Origin of the sequence: Acinetobacter sp. YH12120 (assembly GCF_013418795.1) — a bacterium.
Taxonomy (GTDB): domain Bacteria; phylum Pseudomonadota; class Gammaproteobacteria; order Pseudomonadales; family Moraxellaceae; genus Acinetobacter; species Acinetobacter towneri.
The window spans coordinates 1-15,208 of the sequence record NZ_VPBI01000025.1 but is presented as its reverse complement, the minus strand read 5'-3'; the positions used below and the strand labels follow the sequence as shown (position 1 = coordinate 15,208).

Annotated in this window: 15 protein-coding genes and 1 rRNA gene; 6 read left to right on the top strand and 10 right to left on the bottom strand. The window is 39.4% G+C overall.

The window, feature by feature from the left end:
• Positions 1 to 22: 22 nt before the first annotated feature.
• Positions 23 to 853, bottom strand: a complete 831-nt coding sequence (locus tag FTU58_RS12215; RefSeq protein ID WP_104851946.1) for a TlpA disulfide reductase family protein — start codon at positions 851 to 853, stop codon at positions 23 to 25.
• On the bottom strand, positions 850 to 2,913 hold the full coding sequence (gene dsbD, locus FTU58_RS12210; protein WP_180062494.1) for a protein-disulfide reductase DsbD: 2,064 nt from the start codon (positions 2,911 to 2,913) through the stop codon (positions 850 to 852). The genes FTU58_RS12215 and dsbD overlap by 4 nt, the downstream gene beginning before the upstream one ends.
• 170 nt (positions 2,914 to 3,083) lie before the next feature.
• Between dsbD and FTU58_RS12205 the strand changes: the two genes are divergently transcribed.
• The 5 genes from FTU58_RS12205 to accC all read left to right on the top strand — a co-directional run bounded on the left by FTU58_RS12205 (position 3,084) and on the right by accC (position 8,399).
• The gene (locus tag FTU58_RS12205) at positions 3,084 to 3,752 is read left to right on the top strand and encodes a response regulator transcription factor (RefSeq protein WP_104851944.1); all 669 of its coding nucleotides are present in this window, start codon (positions 3,084 to 3,086) and stop codon (positions 3,750 to 3,752) included.
• Positions 3,749 to 5,155 (top strand): ATP-binding protein, encoded by a 1,407-nt coding sequence (locus tag FTU58_RS12200; RefSeq protein ID WP_104851943.1) that lies wholly within the window; start codon positions 3,749 to 3,751, stop codon positions 5,153 to 5,155. The genes FTU58_RS12205 and FTU58_RS12200 overlap by 4 nt, the downstream gene beginning before the upstream one ends.
• Before the next feature lie 964 nt (positions 5,156 to 6,119).
• Positions 6,120 to 6,575 (top strand): type II 3-dehydroquinate dehydratase, encoded by a 456-nt coding sequence (gene aroQ / locus FTU58_RS12195; RefSeq protein WP_096902340.1) that lies wholly within the window; start codon positions 6,120 to 6,122, stop codon positions 6,573 to 6,575.
• Positions 6,576 to 6,591: 16 nt separating this feature from the next.
• A complete protein-coding gene (gene accB, locus FTU58_RS12190; protein ID WP_004973838.1) occupies positions 6,592 to 7,014 on the top strand; it encodes an acetyl-CoA carboxylase biotin carboxyl carrier protein in 423 nt (140 codons plus the stop codon).
• 17 nt (positions 7,015 to 7,031) lie between these two features.
• Positions 7,032 to 8,399 carry an acetyl-CoA carboxylase biotin carboxylase subunit gene (gene accC, locus FTU58_RS12185; protein ID WP_004973841.1) on the top strand — a complete coding sequence of 456 codons (1,368 nt, stop codon included), beginning with the start codon at positions 7,032 to 7,034 and terminating at the stop codon, positions 8,397 to 8,399.
• A 202-nt stretch (positions 8,400 to 8,601) separates the two neighbouring features.
• Here the strand turns inward: accC and FTU58_RS12180 are convergent, their stop codons facing one another.
• From FTU58_RS12180 to FTU58_RS12150, 7 genes are all read right to left on the bottom strand, one after another.
• Positions 8,602 to 9,363 (bottom strand): alpha/beta fold hydrolase, encoded by a 762-nt coding sequence (locus FTU58_RS12180; protein ID WP_180062493.1) that lies wholly within the window; start codon positions 9,361 to 9,363, stop codon positions 8,602 to 8,604.
• Positions 9,364 to 9,526: 163 nt separating this feature from the next.
• The gene (locus FTU58_RS12175; RefSeq protein ID WP_004973849.1) at positions 9,527 to 10,393 is read right to left on the bottom strand and encodes an MBL fold metallo-hydrolase; all 867 of its coding nucleotides are present in this window, start codon (positions 10,391 to 10,393) and stop codon (positions 9,527 to 9,529) included.
• A gap of 1 nt (position 10,394) precedes the next feature.
• The gene (locus tag FTU58_RS12170) at positions 10,395 to 10,811 is read right to left on the bottom strand and encodes a DUF6691 family protein (RefSeq protein ID WP_004973852.1); all 417 of its coding nucleotides are present in this window, start codon (positions 10,809 to 10,811) and stop codon (positions 10,395 to 10,397) included.
• Positions 10,812 to 11,228 carry a YeeE/YedE family protein gene (locus tag FTU58_RS12165; RefSeq protein WP_004973854.1) on the bottom strand — a complete coding sequence of 139 codons (417 nt, stop codon included), beginning with the start codon at positions 11,226 to 11,228 and terminating at the stop codon, positions 10,812 to 10,814.
• A gap of 248 nt (positions 11,229 to 11,476) precedes the next feature.
• Positions 11,477 to 11,650 (bottom strand): hypothetical protein, encoded by a 174-nt coding sequence (locus tag FTU58_RS12160; RefSeq protein ID WP_004973856.1) that lies wholly within the window; start codon positions 11,648 to 11,650, stop codon positions 11,477 to 11,479.
• A 239-nt stretch (positions 11,651 to 11,889) separates the two neighbouring features.
• A complete protein-coding gene (gene ybaK, locus FTU58_RS12155) occupies positions 11,890 to 12,357 on the bottom strand; it encodes a Cys-tRNA(Pro) deacylase (protein ID WP_154320758.1) in 468 nt (155 codons plus the stop codon).
• Between the two features lie 117 nt (positions 12,358 to 12,474).
• Positions 12,475 to 14,067, bottom strand: coding sequence for a Na/Pi cotransporter family protein (locus FTU58_RS12150; RefSeq protein ID WP_167845994.1), 1,593 nt, complete (start codon positions 14,065 to 14,067; stop codon positions 12,475 to 12,477).
• Between the two features lie 324 nt (positions 14,068 to 14,391).
• Here FTU58_RS12150 and FTU58_RS12145 point away from each other — a divergent pair, with 324 nt between their 5' ends.
• Positions 14,392 to 14,943, top strand: coding sequence for a lytic transglycosylase domain-containing protein (locus tag FTU58_RS12145; RefSeq protein ID WP_096902336.1), 552 nt, complete (start codon positions 14,392 to 14,394; stop codon positions 14,941 to 14,943).
• A 180-nt stretch (positions 14,944 to 15,123) separates the two neighbouring features.
• On the opposite strand, the gene rrf is transcribed toward FTU58_RS12145, so the two are convergent.
• Positions 15,124 to 15,208 (bottom strand): 5S ribosomal RNA (gene rrf, locus FTU58_RS12140); the annotation flags it as partial.

The following is a 15,208-nucleotide window of genomic DNA, read 5'->3' as shown; positions in this document are numbered from 1 at the left end:
TTTCAAATCGTTAAGAGCGCGTTTATGGATTCGCTTGTATTTTTTTCAGATAATGCTGCAGCATCGGCTTGGTCAATTCACCCATGTGATGATCGACCAATTCTCCTTGTGCATTAAAAAACAAAGTACTTGGCAAACCGAACATATTGAAGTGTTGTCCTAAACGAGCTGCAGGGTCTAATAACACGTGTTCAAACTGAAATCGATGTTTCTGTAAATAGGCTTGAATCTCTGCTGCAAATTCGCCTTGATTGGCAAATACAAAATTGACCTCAGGGAAATCTTGCTGTGCTTGTTGCATAACAGGCATTTCACGATGACAAACTGGACACCAAGTCGCCCAGAGATTAATCACCGTGGGCTGCCCTGAAAATTGAGCTAAATCTTGAGGTTGTTGCGCTAGGTTGTGCAATACTAGATTGGGATAGGCATGCTGCGTCTGCAAAGGTTGGATAAGACTCCAACCTACAACTTGTACTGTAATAAAGAGCGCAACTGCCCATGCCAGAACAACACGTTGAATAGCGCGATTTTTCCAGACAAACCACGCCACACCTGCCATAACTGCGGCAATCAGATGAAAGCCTTTGTCCTGAATTTTTAAAATATCAATCGGGTTGGCAAAGTACAGCTCATAATGCTGCAACACAAAAACTGCCCGCCCAACTAAAGCACCAATCCACAGCGCATTCCATAATGCATCCTGATAACCTGTCCAAGTCTGTGCATTCCATGTATAACGACGCTGAAAAAATTTACCCATTGCAAAGACGACAATCAGTCCTAGCAATAAAAACACCAATGGCCATGGAATCATCAACATGCCTAACTGCAAGACTGCGGATTGAATCATGGCGCAGCCTCTTGCAGTTGATGAATATTTTGAATCAATTGCGCTGCGTTATAAGCACCTGTTAGACGCAATTCACGTTGTTCCCGTTGTGGATCTGCCAAAAATAACAACGTTGGCGGCCCTAAAATCTGCCATTTTTTCAATAAGGCATCTTGTGAAGGATGCTGTTCGGTTAAGTCGAGTTTAATCCGCACCACATGCTTTAAAGCATCTTGCACATCGGTACGAGGAATCACATCACGCTCAATCGGCTGACACGCCACACACCAATCGGCATAGACATCAATCACAATCTTTTGATGAGCATGTGCGGCCAAAGCTGCATTCAACTCTTGTTCTGTGCGTACTTTGATCCATGGCTGTAATTGGTCTGCTTGTACCTGCGCATTGACACTGGCAATACTCTGATTGACATGCCAAATTCCACTACTGGCGATTACTGCCGCCAAAGCCAATAACGAAAAACGCTGTGGACGATGTAACACGTGGCGCAAAATTGCAATTAAATATGCAGCGAAGGCAAATAACACCACAGCAAAAGCAACATAGTACCAAGTCACAGAAAATAGCGGACGAGCAAAATACAAAGCCATTGCCAACATGATAAAACCAAAGCTAAATTTTAGCCGTTCCATCCACAAACCTGGCTTTGGCAAATATTTCGCGCCAAACACGCTGGCAATAAGTAAAGGAATTCCCATACCTAAACCGAGCAGGAACAAATATAAACCACCCAATGCTGCTTGATCCAAATGTGAGACGTACAGCAATGCTCCCGCTAAAGGCGCACTCATACATGGCCCGACAATCAGTGCAGAAATCACCCCCATAACGCCCGCACCCAATAAAGTACCGCCTTTTTGATATTGCTGAATACGATCTAAACGCTGTAACACTGCTTGTGGTAATGAGAACTGATACAGTCCAAACAGGTTTAAAGCAAAGAGCACAAACAACATAGCAAAAACTGCAATCACTACGGGATTTTGGAACCAACGCTGTACGCTATAACCAATGTGTGACGCAACAACGCCCATCAAGCCATAGACTAGCGCCATACTGACGATAAAGGTGATCGCAATTGCTGCCGCTTTATAGCCTGTATTGCGCTGCACCAAAATGCCAGAAAGAATTGGAATCAGCGGCAATGAACACGGTAAAAAAGCCAGTAATACCCCAAAACCTAAAAAGATAAACGCATTCAGTAACAACCCTTGCCCAGACAATAAATTCAGGAAAAATTGATCATTGTTCCATTGCTGATTCAGACTCGTACTACTGGCTGTTTCCGTATTGCTTGAATTGGCTGATGCAGCGAATGTATTGTCTGTCAACGCCGTATCTGTATTTTCAATCTCTAAGGAATTTGCTAAATCAACGTTTTCTACTGATTCAGGGGTAAGTTTAGGATCAGCTTGTGTTACAGCAACCGCATTTTCAGCAAGCTGTGCTTTGTTTTCTAGCGTTTGCTGTTCAAGTTTGAGTTCTTTTGTCGTTACAGTATTTGCAGTTGTCGTAACTTGTTTTTGTGTACTAGAACCATTGGCTTGATGCTTATCTGCATCATTTAAGTTAGTGTTTAAAGCAGCCTGATTATTCTGATTGAGTTGCTGAAGTAAATTACCTTTGCCCGCACTTAAATTATGCTGTGGCAATAAACCATCGGCATCGGTTTGAATCGTTTTACGCTGTACGGGATAACACAAACCATCTTCAGCGCAGCCTTGCCAAGTAATTTGATATTGCTGATTAGGCTTCACCTGAATCTGTGTTGTCACTTGCCCATAATGCACACGTGTCAGCCCGAAAGTCGGATCATCTTTTTCCTGCCCTGCAGGCAATTTAAAAGCAAGCGGCTTTTGAGCCTGACTGACTTTGAATTGATCGTGATATAAATAGTAATGCGGTGCGACATCCCATTTCAGTTCAACCGTTTGTTCAGACAATGACGTCGCCTGAAACTTAAAAGCTTGATCGGACGCTAAAAATTCATTGGCAGCATTGACCCACACCGCACACAGACTCAACACAAAATAAGCAATGACGCGAATAAAAATCATGTATTTATACTAAAAATTAAAAAACTGACTGTATTATCGGTAAGTGTAGATTAAGAGAACATTAATAAAGATTTTTCTTTGTAAACTTGAGCATTGTAGGTGCCTAATCTAAATTTGTGGCGTGATCGAGATGTGTCATATATTGGGCTGACTGTGGTATAGGAGCAAATATGTTCGTCGTTTTGGTGGAAGATGATCCTTATATTGCCCAAAGTATTGTGGCAGCACTCGAATTTTTAAGTATTTCAGTCGAACACGTGAATAACGCGCGCGATGCCGATTACTTCATACGTCATAGTGCGGTAGATCTGTGCCTGCTCGATTTAGGTCTGCCTGACCAAGATGGTTTACAGTTACTCGAAAACTGGCGTAAAGATGCCATTCATATTCCAGTATTGGTATTAACCGCGCGGAATCATACTCAAGACTGCGTACAGGCGCTCAACTTAGGAGCAGATGACTACCTAACTAAACCTTTTGAATTAAATGAACTGATTGCCCGTGTATATGCATTAAGCCGCCGTCATCGTGGTTATTCATCGAACCAACTGCAAAGTGGTCAGTTACACATGAACCTCGATACACAAGAAGTCAGTTGGCATTCACAAAACATTCAGCTTTCACGCCGTGAATATAGCCTATTGGAAACCTTTTTACGGCATCCGAACCAAATCTTAAAAAATGAAGAACTGATAGATAAAGTGTATGGCTTTCAAGACAGTATCGAAAGCAATGCCTTAAATGTGCATATCTACCATTTACGGCATAAAATCCACCCCGATTTTATTCAAACGGTGCGTGGTGTCGGCTACATCTTTAAACCTGAGCTGCTGACATGAAAAACTACAGTCTGAAATGGCGTTTGGTATCGACCATCAGCTGTGCATTTATTTTGCTGTGGGTGATTGTCTTTGCATGGCTCTACCATGACTTGGAACAACGCTTACAAAATACGCTGGATGAACGACTTTCTACCTCAGCCCGTATGGTCGCCCGCCTGATTCAGCAACTGCCCCTAGAACAACTCACAGAAAGTTTGCATGCCGAATCAGAAAATGCCTTGCTACATAGTTTAATTGCTTGTGAAGTCTCTATTTTCCGTGCCGATGTTTCATTACCACAGCATGTGATTGCACGCACTCAAGGCGCACCGAAAAATTTAAAAAACCAACAAGTCGGTTTCAGCACATGGACAGAAAATGGACTGCAATGGCGTAGTTATGTACTGCGTGAAGGTGAAGTTCAGGTGGTGGTGGCTGAAAAAATTCAGTTACGGCAAAACCTACTTAAACAAATTTTACAGTCGGTACTGATTCCTTTACTGCTTACTTTGATTATTTGTATTTTGCTAATTTTGTGGATTATCCGTCTGGAGTTTTTACCGCTCGATCACATCACCCGCCACTTAATTCAGAAAAAACAATCTTTAGATGAAGCTTCTCGTTATTTAATTGAACTGAGATCACAAAAAATTCCTAAAGAAATTCAGCCTTTTGTCGATAACTTATTGATGCTGATTGAACGCCTACATAAAAGTCTGGAACACGAAAAAAACTTTAGTGCATTTGCTGCGCATGAACTGCGCACGCCGTTAACGGCTATTAAAACGCATGTGCAACTGAGCCAATTGATGTTGAATCAAACCGCATCTGCCCAAGATACAGCCAAAGTCATCGACAATTTAAAACACGCAGAACGCAGCATCCAACGTTATCAACAACTTTTGGAACAACTGTTATTGCTCAGTCAAACTGAAGCAGGTATTCAAGCGGCACATAGCCATGCAGATATGCGTAGCGTATTAGAAACAGTCTTGTCGGAACTGACTGTGGAATATCCCAATTTATCAGCGAAATTACAGATTGATTGGGCGAGTTTGGTAGCACAACACATTAATATTCCAGCGCCTGCGTTGCACATGGTACTGAAAAACTTGATTCAAAATGCTTATTTGCATGCAGAGGATGCGCCAAACATTCAAATTTATATGCAAGACCTGCAATTGATCATTGCAGACCAAGGCAAAAGCCTGAATGAAGATGATTTTACCATTCTGACTCAGCGTTTTTGGCGTAAATCTGCGCATAAACAAGGCTATGGCTTAGGTCTAACTCTAGTCAAAGTATTATTAGAGCAATATGGCTACCTACTTCAATTTCAGGCTAACCAACCGCAAGGTTTAAAAGTGATTGTCAGTTTTGATGCAGCACCTTCTGCAACAGAGAAACAACAGACGGATTAAGCTTTTCTGAGCTTTAACAGCAAATAAAGCAAGATTCAGAACAAGATCACTTAACTTTTGCCAATACCGAACATATTGCTCTACTTTACGATAACGCCATTTTTAAGGTGATTTTTGAAATAAAAGGTCAATGCGTTCTAAAATTTTATCTATGATGTAGATGCTGCGGGCTATTGAGTAGAAGAACATTGGCTAGAAAAAAATTGCTGAAACTTTCATCACCGTTTTTTTGTTCGATACCACGTCATATTTTTAAATGAGGTAGATATCCGTGCAGATCGTGCATGTGCTTGGTCTTGTGATCAATCTACAACTTAATTAAAGTGTACATAAAACCAACAGCACCCCACTCAAAATATAATACGCAGCGTAGGAGCATCTATTCCAGACTAAAATATAGATAAATATATCAATCAAAGCATTCCATTTAAGCTCATGTTTTATTTAAATAAAGTTGAATTTTTAAAATATCTTATTATCGAAATGATCTTTCTATCGAATCCATAACTTGAACGATGATCACAAAACGTATTAGATGATCCACTGCAGTTTGTGTGGTCATCTACTTTGAATGAACTGAAAAAATGGAATCGCCATTTTTTATAAACAGCAACGAAATATCATGCTATAAAGAAATGCGATATTGATGTTGGTTGTTTTCTGGCTTTGACATTCCGAATCAAACCAGTTCAAGTCACTCGCTTGATCAGTCGTTACAGAAAACAAATGAATAGATTTGGTCAGTTGTTTTAGAATATAAAAATCAACAAAAAAAACTAAAAATGTAATTTTTTAACATTGCGAATTCCCTGCAAAGTTTTCATTATAGAGCCTCATTTTGGCACACGCTTTCTACGTCAAATTAAACAAATTACAAAAAAAATGTGGAATTTTATGCCATAATTAGCAAACTTTGCAGACATCTTGCAAAGTATTATTGCAATTATTTATTGGAGCAAGCGGAATGAGTTCGACCATTTTGGTTATTCATGGACCGAATCTAAATTTGCTAGGAAAGCGTGAACCCGAAGTTTATGGTTACCTCACTCTTGAGGATATAAATCAACAGCTCATTTCACAAGCGCAAAAAGCATCAATTTCTATAGATACTTTCCAAAGTAATTGGGAAGGCGCAATTGTAGACCGAATTCATCAAGCCGCGTTAGATGGCACACAATATATCATTATTAACCCTGCTGCATTAACGCATACCTCTGTTGCGGTACGTGATGCCTTGTTAGGGGTCGCTATTCCATTTCTTGAAGTCCATTTGTCGAATGTGCATGCACGTGAGGCGTTTAGACATCATTCATATTTATCAGACAAAGCCATTGGTGTGATTTGCGGTTTAGGCGCAAAAGGCTATGCCGCAGCACTCGACTTTGTTCTTGAAAAAATTCAACCTACTACACAATCTTAAACTAGGAATACTGTCCATGGATATTCGTAAAATCAAGAAACTCATCGACTTGATGATTGAATCTGACTTACAAGCGATTGAAGTTAAAGAAGGCGATCAGTCGATTGCATTAACTCGTCGCAGTCCAGTAGTAGCGGCAGCAGTTCCTGCAATGCCTGCACCTTCTGCAGAAGTACCATCTGCACCTAAATCTTCACCACGTGGTGCTGTTGAAACTTCTCCAATGGTTGGCGTGTTCTATGCAGCACCAAGCCCAGGTGAAGCACCATTTATTAAAGTGGGTCAAACTGTTTCTGCTGGTGAAACGCTTGGCATTATCGAAGCAATGAAAATCATGAACCCAATTGAAGCAACTCAAAGTGGCGTGATTGAAGAAATTCTAGTTAAAAATGGCGAAGTGATTCAATTTGGTCAACCACTCTTCCGCTACCGCGCTTAAGACCTCGGGGATTCACAATGTTGCAAAAAGTTTTAATTGCAAACCGTGGTGAGATTGCCCTGCGCATCACCCGAGCTTGCAAAACTTTAGGGATCAAAACCGTGGGTATCTATTCAGATGCCGATAAAGACCTGATGCACTTACGCTTTTGTGATGAAGCCGTGTGTATTGGTCCGGGTGCGAGCAGTGAAAGTTACCTGAATATTCCTGCAATTATTACTGCAGCAGAAATTACAGGTGCAGATGCCATTCACCCTGGTTATGGTTTCCTTGCTGAAAATGCCGAATTTGCTGAAATTGTAGAAAGTTCAGGTTTCATTTTCATTGGTCCACGCCCTGAGCATATTCGCTTAATGGGTAACAAAGTTTCTGCAATTACTGCAATGCGTAAAGCTGGCGTACCAACTGTACCAGGTTCAGCACACGCCGTTACACCGCACAATGCTTTAGCTGAAGCCAAAGAAATTGGTTTCCCGCTCATTGTAAAAGCTGCTGCTGGTGGTGGTGGTCGTGGTATGCGTATTGTAGAGCGCGTAGACACCTTGCTTGAATCAGTTCAAGCAGCTCAACGTGATGCAGAAATGTGGTTTGGTGATGACACGGTCTATATGGAGCGTTTCTTACAAAAGCCACGCCACGTAGAAGTACAAGTATTGGCTGATGGTAATGGTCACGCGATTCACCTTTATGACCGCGACTGTTCATTACAACGCCGTCACCAAAAAGTGCTTGAAGAAGCGCCAGCACCTAACTTACCAGAACAAGCACGTGCCGATATTTTAGAAGCGTGTGTTAATGCATGTAAGTTAATGCAATACCGTGGTGCAGGTACTTTCGAATTCTTATTTGAAGATGACGAATACTTCTTCATTGAAATGAATACCCGTGTTCAAGTTGAGCACCCTGTAACTGAAATGGTGACAGGCATTGACATCATTGAACAACAATTGCGTATTGCTGCAGGTCTAGGTTTAGACATTGAGCAAGATCAGGTTGAAATTCGTGGTCACGCAATCGAATGTCGTATTAACGCAGAAGACCCAACCACCTTCGTACCTTCACCGGGTAAAATTGAACACTTCTATGCCCCAGGTGGTGCAGGTGTTCGTGTAGATTCACACATCTACGAAGGTTATAGCATTCCGCCGTATTACGACTCAATGATTGCTAAACTGATTGTGCATGGTAAAGATCGTGAAACCAGTATTGCGCGTATGCGTCAAGCCTTGGATGAAACTATCTTAACAGGAATTAAAACCAACATTCCTTTGCACAAAGACTTGATTCTGCAAGATAAAAACTTCTGCAAACAAGCAATGGATATTCACTATCTTGAAAAGCATTTGCTAAAGCAACTTGCTGGCAATGAAGAAGAAAAAGCATAAGTAATTAAGGTTGCTTAAGTTTAAAAGAGCTGATGATTCAACGTCAGCTCTTTTTTATTGTTGAGAATAAAAGCTAAACCGTTAATCTATGCAGATCAGTATGAATAAAAAACCAATACTCCAAATGGAGTATTGGTTTAAAAATTGATTTAAAAACTGAGATCATTTTAGATCATCGAATGATGCAAAATACTAGACAAGATTAATCTAAAAACTCAGTCATGAATGCCAATACCTCTGCTGTTTTTTCGGCATGCAACCAATGCCCTGCATGAGCGACTGTTTCAACTTTTGCGTGAGGAAACTGTGCTTGAATAGCGGCATAATGCTCAGGTAACTCAATATAAGGTGAATTACCGCCACGAATAAACAAAGTATTGACATCACTATGCACCGTCTGCCATGACAAAATTTCTGCATAATGTTCACGTAATGCATTTAAGTTAAATAACCATTGCCCTTTGCTAAATGACTTCATCAAAAATTGCACGACCATTTCTTCTTGAAGATGCTCACGCATAATTTCCATCGCCGCTTGGCGACTTTCAACTTGTGCATCTTGCACAGCAAACAAAGCTGTAAAAATTTGATCGTGACGATTTTCAGGATAAGCAAAAGGACAGATATCCAATAAAACCAATTGCTGTGAACGCTCGGCAGCCAGAGGAGCTAAAGTCATTGCAACTTTACCGCCCATTGAATGCCCAACCACAGAAAACTGTTCGATATTCAAGCTGTTCAACGTTTCTAAAACATCTTGTGCCATTGCTGCATAATTCATGTCATCACAATGCGCAGACTTACCATGATTGCGCACATCTAATTGAATTACGGTGCGCTGTTCTTGAAATGCACGTGCGAGCATGCCTAAATTACTCAAACTACCAAATAAACCATGAATAAAAACCAAAGGTGGCAATGTAGATTCAGGCTGATTTTGCGTGATTTGATAATTTAACAACATAAAATAGACTCTAAGCTTGAATTCAAATGATTGATCTATTTAATGAGTTTTGAGTTTATAAATCAAATTTTATATGTGCTTTTTACGGTGAAACTTATAATATTGCTTAGGCTATTTGTGTGAGCCTAAGCAATAACATACAAGATGAACTTTTCTTAAAATTTTATTTAAAGTAATTCAAAGGCAACTTCAAATAACGAATACCATTGGCCTCAGGTTGTGGGAACTTACCTGCGTCCATATTGATTTGAATTGATGGCAGAATCAATTTAGGCATCGTTAAAGTAGCATCACGCTGAGTTCTCATCTCAATAAATTCAGCTTTGCTTACCCCTGTATGAATATGAATATTCTGCTCTTTTTGAGTTTTGAGCAGTGTTTCATGTTCATATTGTTCACGTGATTCTGGTAGATAATCATGGCATAAGAACACTCGTGTTTCTTCAGGCAATGCGTATAGCGTTTGCACAGAATCGTACAACTGCCCTGCACTGCCTTTCGGGAAATCACAACGTGCCGTACCATAATCAGGCATAAACAAAGTATCACCTACAAATACAGCATCACCGATCACATAGCTTAAACAAGCAGGCGTATGCCCCGGTGTAGGGATGTTATAGGCTTGTAATTCACCAATCGTAAAAGTTTCATGATCGTCAAACAGATAATCAAATGATTGATGTGAATTGAAATACTTGATATCCAAGTTATAGATAGCACTAAATGTTTCTTGCACAATCGAAATTTTATGGCTCATGGCAATTTTACCACCCAACTGCTCTTTTAAATATTGAGAAGCTGTCAGGTGATCGGCATGCACATGCGTTTCTAAAATCCATTCAACCGTTAATTCATTTTTTTGGATGTAAGCAATGATTTCATCGGCATGAATTGTTGAAGTAGTCGCAGATGCAGGGTCATAATCCAACACGCTGTCAATAATGGCACATTGACGCGTTACAGGATCACTTACCACATAACTGAATGTATTAGTATTTTCATCAAAAAAATGCTGAATATCTGCGTGCATCTTATGCTCCTGCAACCTTACGATGAATGAGAATCCCCACCAACATTGCAACAATGAAATAGATTGCTTGATAATAACCTAAACCAATCAAGGTTAGACTTGGCGCTGGACAAATTCCTGCAACGCCCCAACCGATACCAAAAATAAAACTACCTGTGATCAGTTTAGAGTCAATTTGAGTTTGTTTAGGCAAATCAATTGGTTCATTTAAAATGGTTTTTGGTTCAGCTTGGCGCATAATTCTTTGGAATGGAATAAAGGCAACCGCAATTGCACCCATCATAACAAATGCCAGACTTGCATCCCATGTACCGAAAAGATCAAGGAAGTTTAAAACTTTTTCAGGATTCGACATACCAGAAAGAATCAATCCAGCTGAAAAAATACCACCGAAAACAAAGGCTAAGAAATTTTTCATTTAGAATGCTCCTGTGATATGGCGGATAACATAAACGGTAATAAAGCCAGCTAACATAAAGGTAGCTGTTGCTGCAATGGAGCGCTTAGATAAACGACTCATGCCACAAATACCATGTCCACTGGTACAACCCGAACCCAAACGAGTACCGAAACCAACCAACAATCCCGCCACAATCATCATCAATGGGCTTGCATTCAATTCAACTTTAGGTTGAGCCACGATGCCATAGAAAAAAGGCACAATGAAAATACCTAACACAAACCACAATGCAGGCGTTTTGAACAGCGTTTGCGGATTTAATACTTGAGCCAGTAAACCACTAATGCCTGCAATACGACCATGAACATATAAATAGCCCACGACTGCAAGACCAAGCAATCCACCACCGATTAATGCCAGCAGATAATCATGCATTTTGAACACCCAAAACAATATATGTTTTTACAATATATTATTGTAATTATTATTCAACTATTCTCTTGTAAGTTTTGTAAACTTCATCTGACTATTCGTCTATGTTTGCGATGTGAGAGAGATTTCGCAAGTTTTTGGCTGATATTAAGTCATAAGGCAGAAAATTTAGTCATTCTAAATGACTGCCTCATAACGTAATAAAGATATATCAAAATAGACAGCAACGACAAAAGTTGAGGGCATTAGACTCATTTGTGAGCAAGCGCAATAAGTTCTTTTTTATGCCGACGAATTACACGTTTAGCAGCATCTAACATAATGCGATTGGTAGTCTCATCATCACCAAAGTCAATGGGTTTAGCTGGACACATTGGACGAGCTTTTCGATCTTCGATTGTGTAGTCTTTAAGACGCTTACCCATACTGCACCTCTCAGAATTTCTTAACTTTCACTAATATAACATAAAATTTAGTTTGTTAAAAAATCATCAATACGAGTTTTTAATTACCCTATTTATTGCTTAAAGATAACTTTTTTTGTTATTAAATGGTCGCTTGGAACAAGAATCACTGAGATGAAACGAATAGGAATAGTTGCTACATTCATACAAGAACAAGCATCTGTGTGCTTTGGACTCAAAACAATATAAAGTTCAACATATCATGCATCTACAATATCTACAAAATTAGCATTTAAAACTTTTGCCAAATCGCTTGGTGTTAAACCAATATCTAATCCCCGCTTCCCTCCACTCACATACATAGTTGCAAGCTGTTGAGCGGATGCATCAATCACTGTTTTCAGTTGTTTCTTCTGCCCAATTGGACTAATGCCCCCAACCAAATAACCTGTCAAACGCTCAGCATCTTTAGGATCAGCCATGTGTACTTTTTTACACTGAAAAGCAGCCGCAACTTTTTTAAGATTTAATTGGTAATGGACAGGTAAAATCGCCACAAAATAATGCTTATCATCACTGACCAATAAAGTTTTAAATACTTCTGTGACATCTAAGCCTAACTTCTCCGCAGCTTCTAAACCAAAACTTTTAGTATTATGATCATGTTCATATTCATGCATAGAAAATTGAATTTTCTTGGCTTTTAAAAGTTTAGCTGCTGGAGTCATTGAAAAAATACTGTAAAAAACGATGCTCAAATTATACGCTTGATTGAGATTAAAAGTGAATTCGCTTAGGCCATTTTTAAATATAAAAGTAACTATCGAAAAAATAGCCTAAAATCATTAACTTGGTTTACGTGAATTTTCAACCAACACGTTAGCTAAGCGCTGTGCATGCGCAATCACGCGATCCAACCAACGTTGTGCCGCCAACAACTCTAAACCTGTCGCAGCATTGAGCTGATTCACGGCAATATATTGCAGCACTTTTTCACGGTTTTCGGCACGTTGATCTTCTGTCCATTTTTTCAAATTAGATAATTCGGTATTTAGACTTAGTACATGTTTATGCACATCAAAATCATCCATTTCTTTTAGATGTTCATCAAGAATTTGTACAAAATCTAAGCCAACTTGATAAATTGCAGGTTGGGTGCGTATTTCTTTTGCTAAAGTAATATTTTCCAAATCACTTCGTAAAACACGTAAATACACCATCAAACGAAGCATCGCCATTAAACGCTGTTGATCGGCTTCATTTTCTGAAATCGACATTTCTTCCAAATAGCGTTGGACTTGAATGAGTACTTCATCTAGCTGTAATAAACGTACTTTTGAAGGTAATCTTCCCTCTTGGATAGCCAGTTTTAGCATCACCAAAACGTCATACAAACTATGGTAAATCACCTTTGATGCAGCATGAATAGCCAAGGCGGGCACAGATAAACTCGCTTGATCGAGATAACATAAAACCGATTGAGTTTGATCTGGGATAATTTTCATAATCAGTTTTTCGAACTGACGGATAAAAGGCAAAATAATCAAAGTACCAGAAATACTGAATGCTGTATGAAATGCAGCAACAATCACCACATTGTCCCATGTTGCCATAAGACGTTGATTTTGTGTTAGCTCAAGAAATAACGGTTTTAAAATAATAAAAGCAAAAATGGCTGAAATGATGTTAAAAATCACATGAACCGCTGCAGTACGTTTGGCATTTGCAGTTGAACCAATTACAGCAATAATGGCTGTCGCCACCGTACCAATATTCTGTCCAATCACCAAACCTAAAGCCTGTTGCAAATCAATCGCACCACTGGCCAATGCTGCTAAGGTCGCGGTAATTGCAGCACTTGAAGATTGCAACAGAATGGTCATGATAATACCGACCAAAACCAAACTGAGTTGCGCAATCAAAGATCTACTTGAAAATACTGATAAATCGACACGTTCAGCAAAACCTGACATGGCAACTTGCAACATATCAATGCCAAGGAAAATCAGACTAAAACCTGCCAATGTCATTCCAAATAATGCAACTCGCCCCTGACTAAATAATTTGAGCATTGCACCCAAACCCAGCAAAGGTAATGCAAAACTGGTGATGGAAAATTTAACACCTAAAAATGCCACCATCCAACCCGTACTGGTTGTGCCAATATTCGCGCCAATAATGACACCAATTGCCTGAGCAAAAGTAAGAATACCCGCACTGACAAAACCAATTGTGGCTAAAGTCGTTGCTGTAGAAGATTGTACAATTAAGGTTAAACCGATGCCTGAAAGCACAGCTTTAATGGGTGAGCCTGTAAATTTAGACAACCAAATACGCAAAGTTTCCCCTGCCATATTTTTTAAGCTGTCTGTCATCATGGTCATACCAATCAAAAATAGACCAATACCACCACATAATTGTACAAAGACTTCTAACACACTTACTCCCTGTGCAATAAGCAATTTTCAAAGTGCTAAAAAGCCGATATTGTACGTACTTTTATCTTAAAATTGCAGTTTATTTGTTCTATTCCAATAGTTTATATTAAATAAAAAACTTGTCATCAATTTGACATATTATTAAACCTAAGGATAGATCGGACTCCATTGGTTTATCCAATCATTCGATAAAACAAAACGAAACCTCTGTATTATGCTGACACGATACAATTCAAATCTGTGAATGGCTTGACTAGGTCAATCGCTCACCTCAAAATCAGTATATATACTCACATACGCCAAAATGACAGATATAGTTTTAATATGATTTTTAATACTTTTAGAAAATATCCATCTATAAAAATATTCAGTATTGGTTGTACTGTTTTAACGCTAGCAGCTTGCTCTCCACTAGGAGGTGGTTCTCTTGCAAAACGCTCAGCTAAACTTTCTACAGGGATCCAAAAGGCTTATGCTGTGCATCCTGATACAGCAAATCGTGTAGCACCAATCATTGTACAAAGTGCAGAACAACATAATGTTGATCCTCTGCTTGTCGCTGCAGTTATTAGACAAGAATCGAATTATCGTGCCTATGCTGTTTCACCTTCAGGTGCAGTTGGGTTCACACAAATTATTCCACGTTATTGGCAGCAGACTTGTCCTGGCGATTTATTCCATGAACATACCAATATCAACTGTGGTACATTTATTTTAAATCATTATAAAAATCAGTCGGGTAAATGGCCTAAAGCTTTGGCCTATTACAATGTGGGACCTACTGGCTACAATAGTAATCGAAAAATGAAAAAGCAAGGTAAACGCTACGCGAAACAAGTCAAACAGCACCAAAAAAACTTAAAAGATGCACTTTAATTTTGACTTACTAGCTTAATAAAGTAGCCAATACCCGTTGAATTAAAGCCATCCTCAGATGGTTTTATTTTGCCTTCACTTTTATGTTTCCTTTCTTTTTATAATTTTATTTTTCTAACTTTATTTTCTTTTTGCATAAAAAAACACCCCCAACGCTAGTTGAGGGTGTTTAGAATAATGAGCTGGCGATGACTTACTCTCACATGGGTAACCCCACACTACCATCAGCGCGAAGAGGTTTCACTTCTGAGTTCGGGAAGGGATC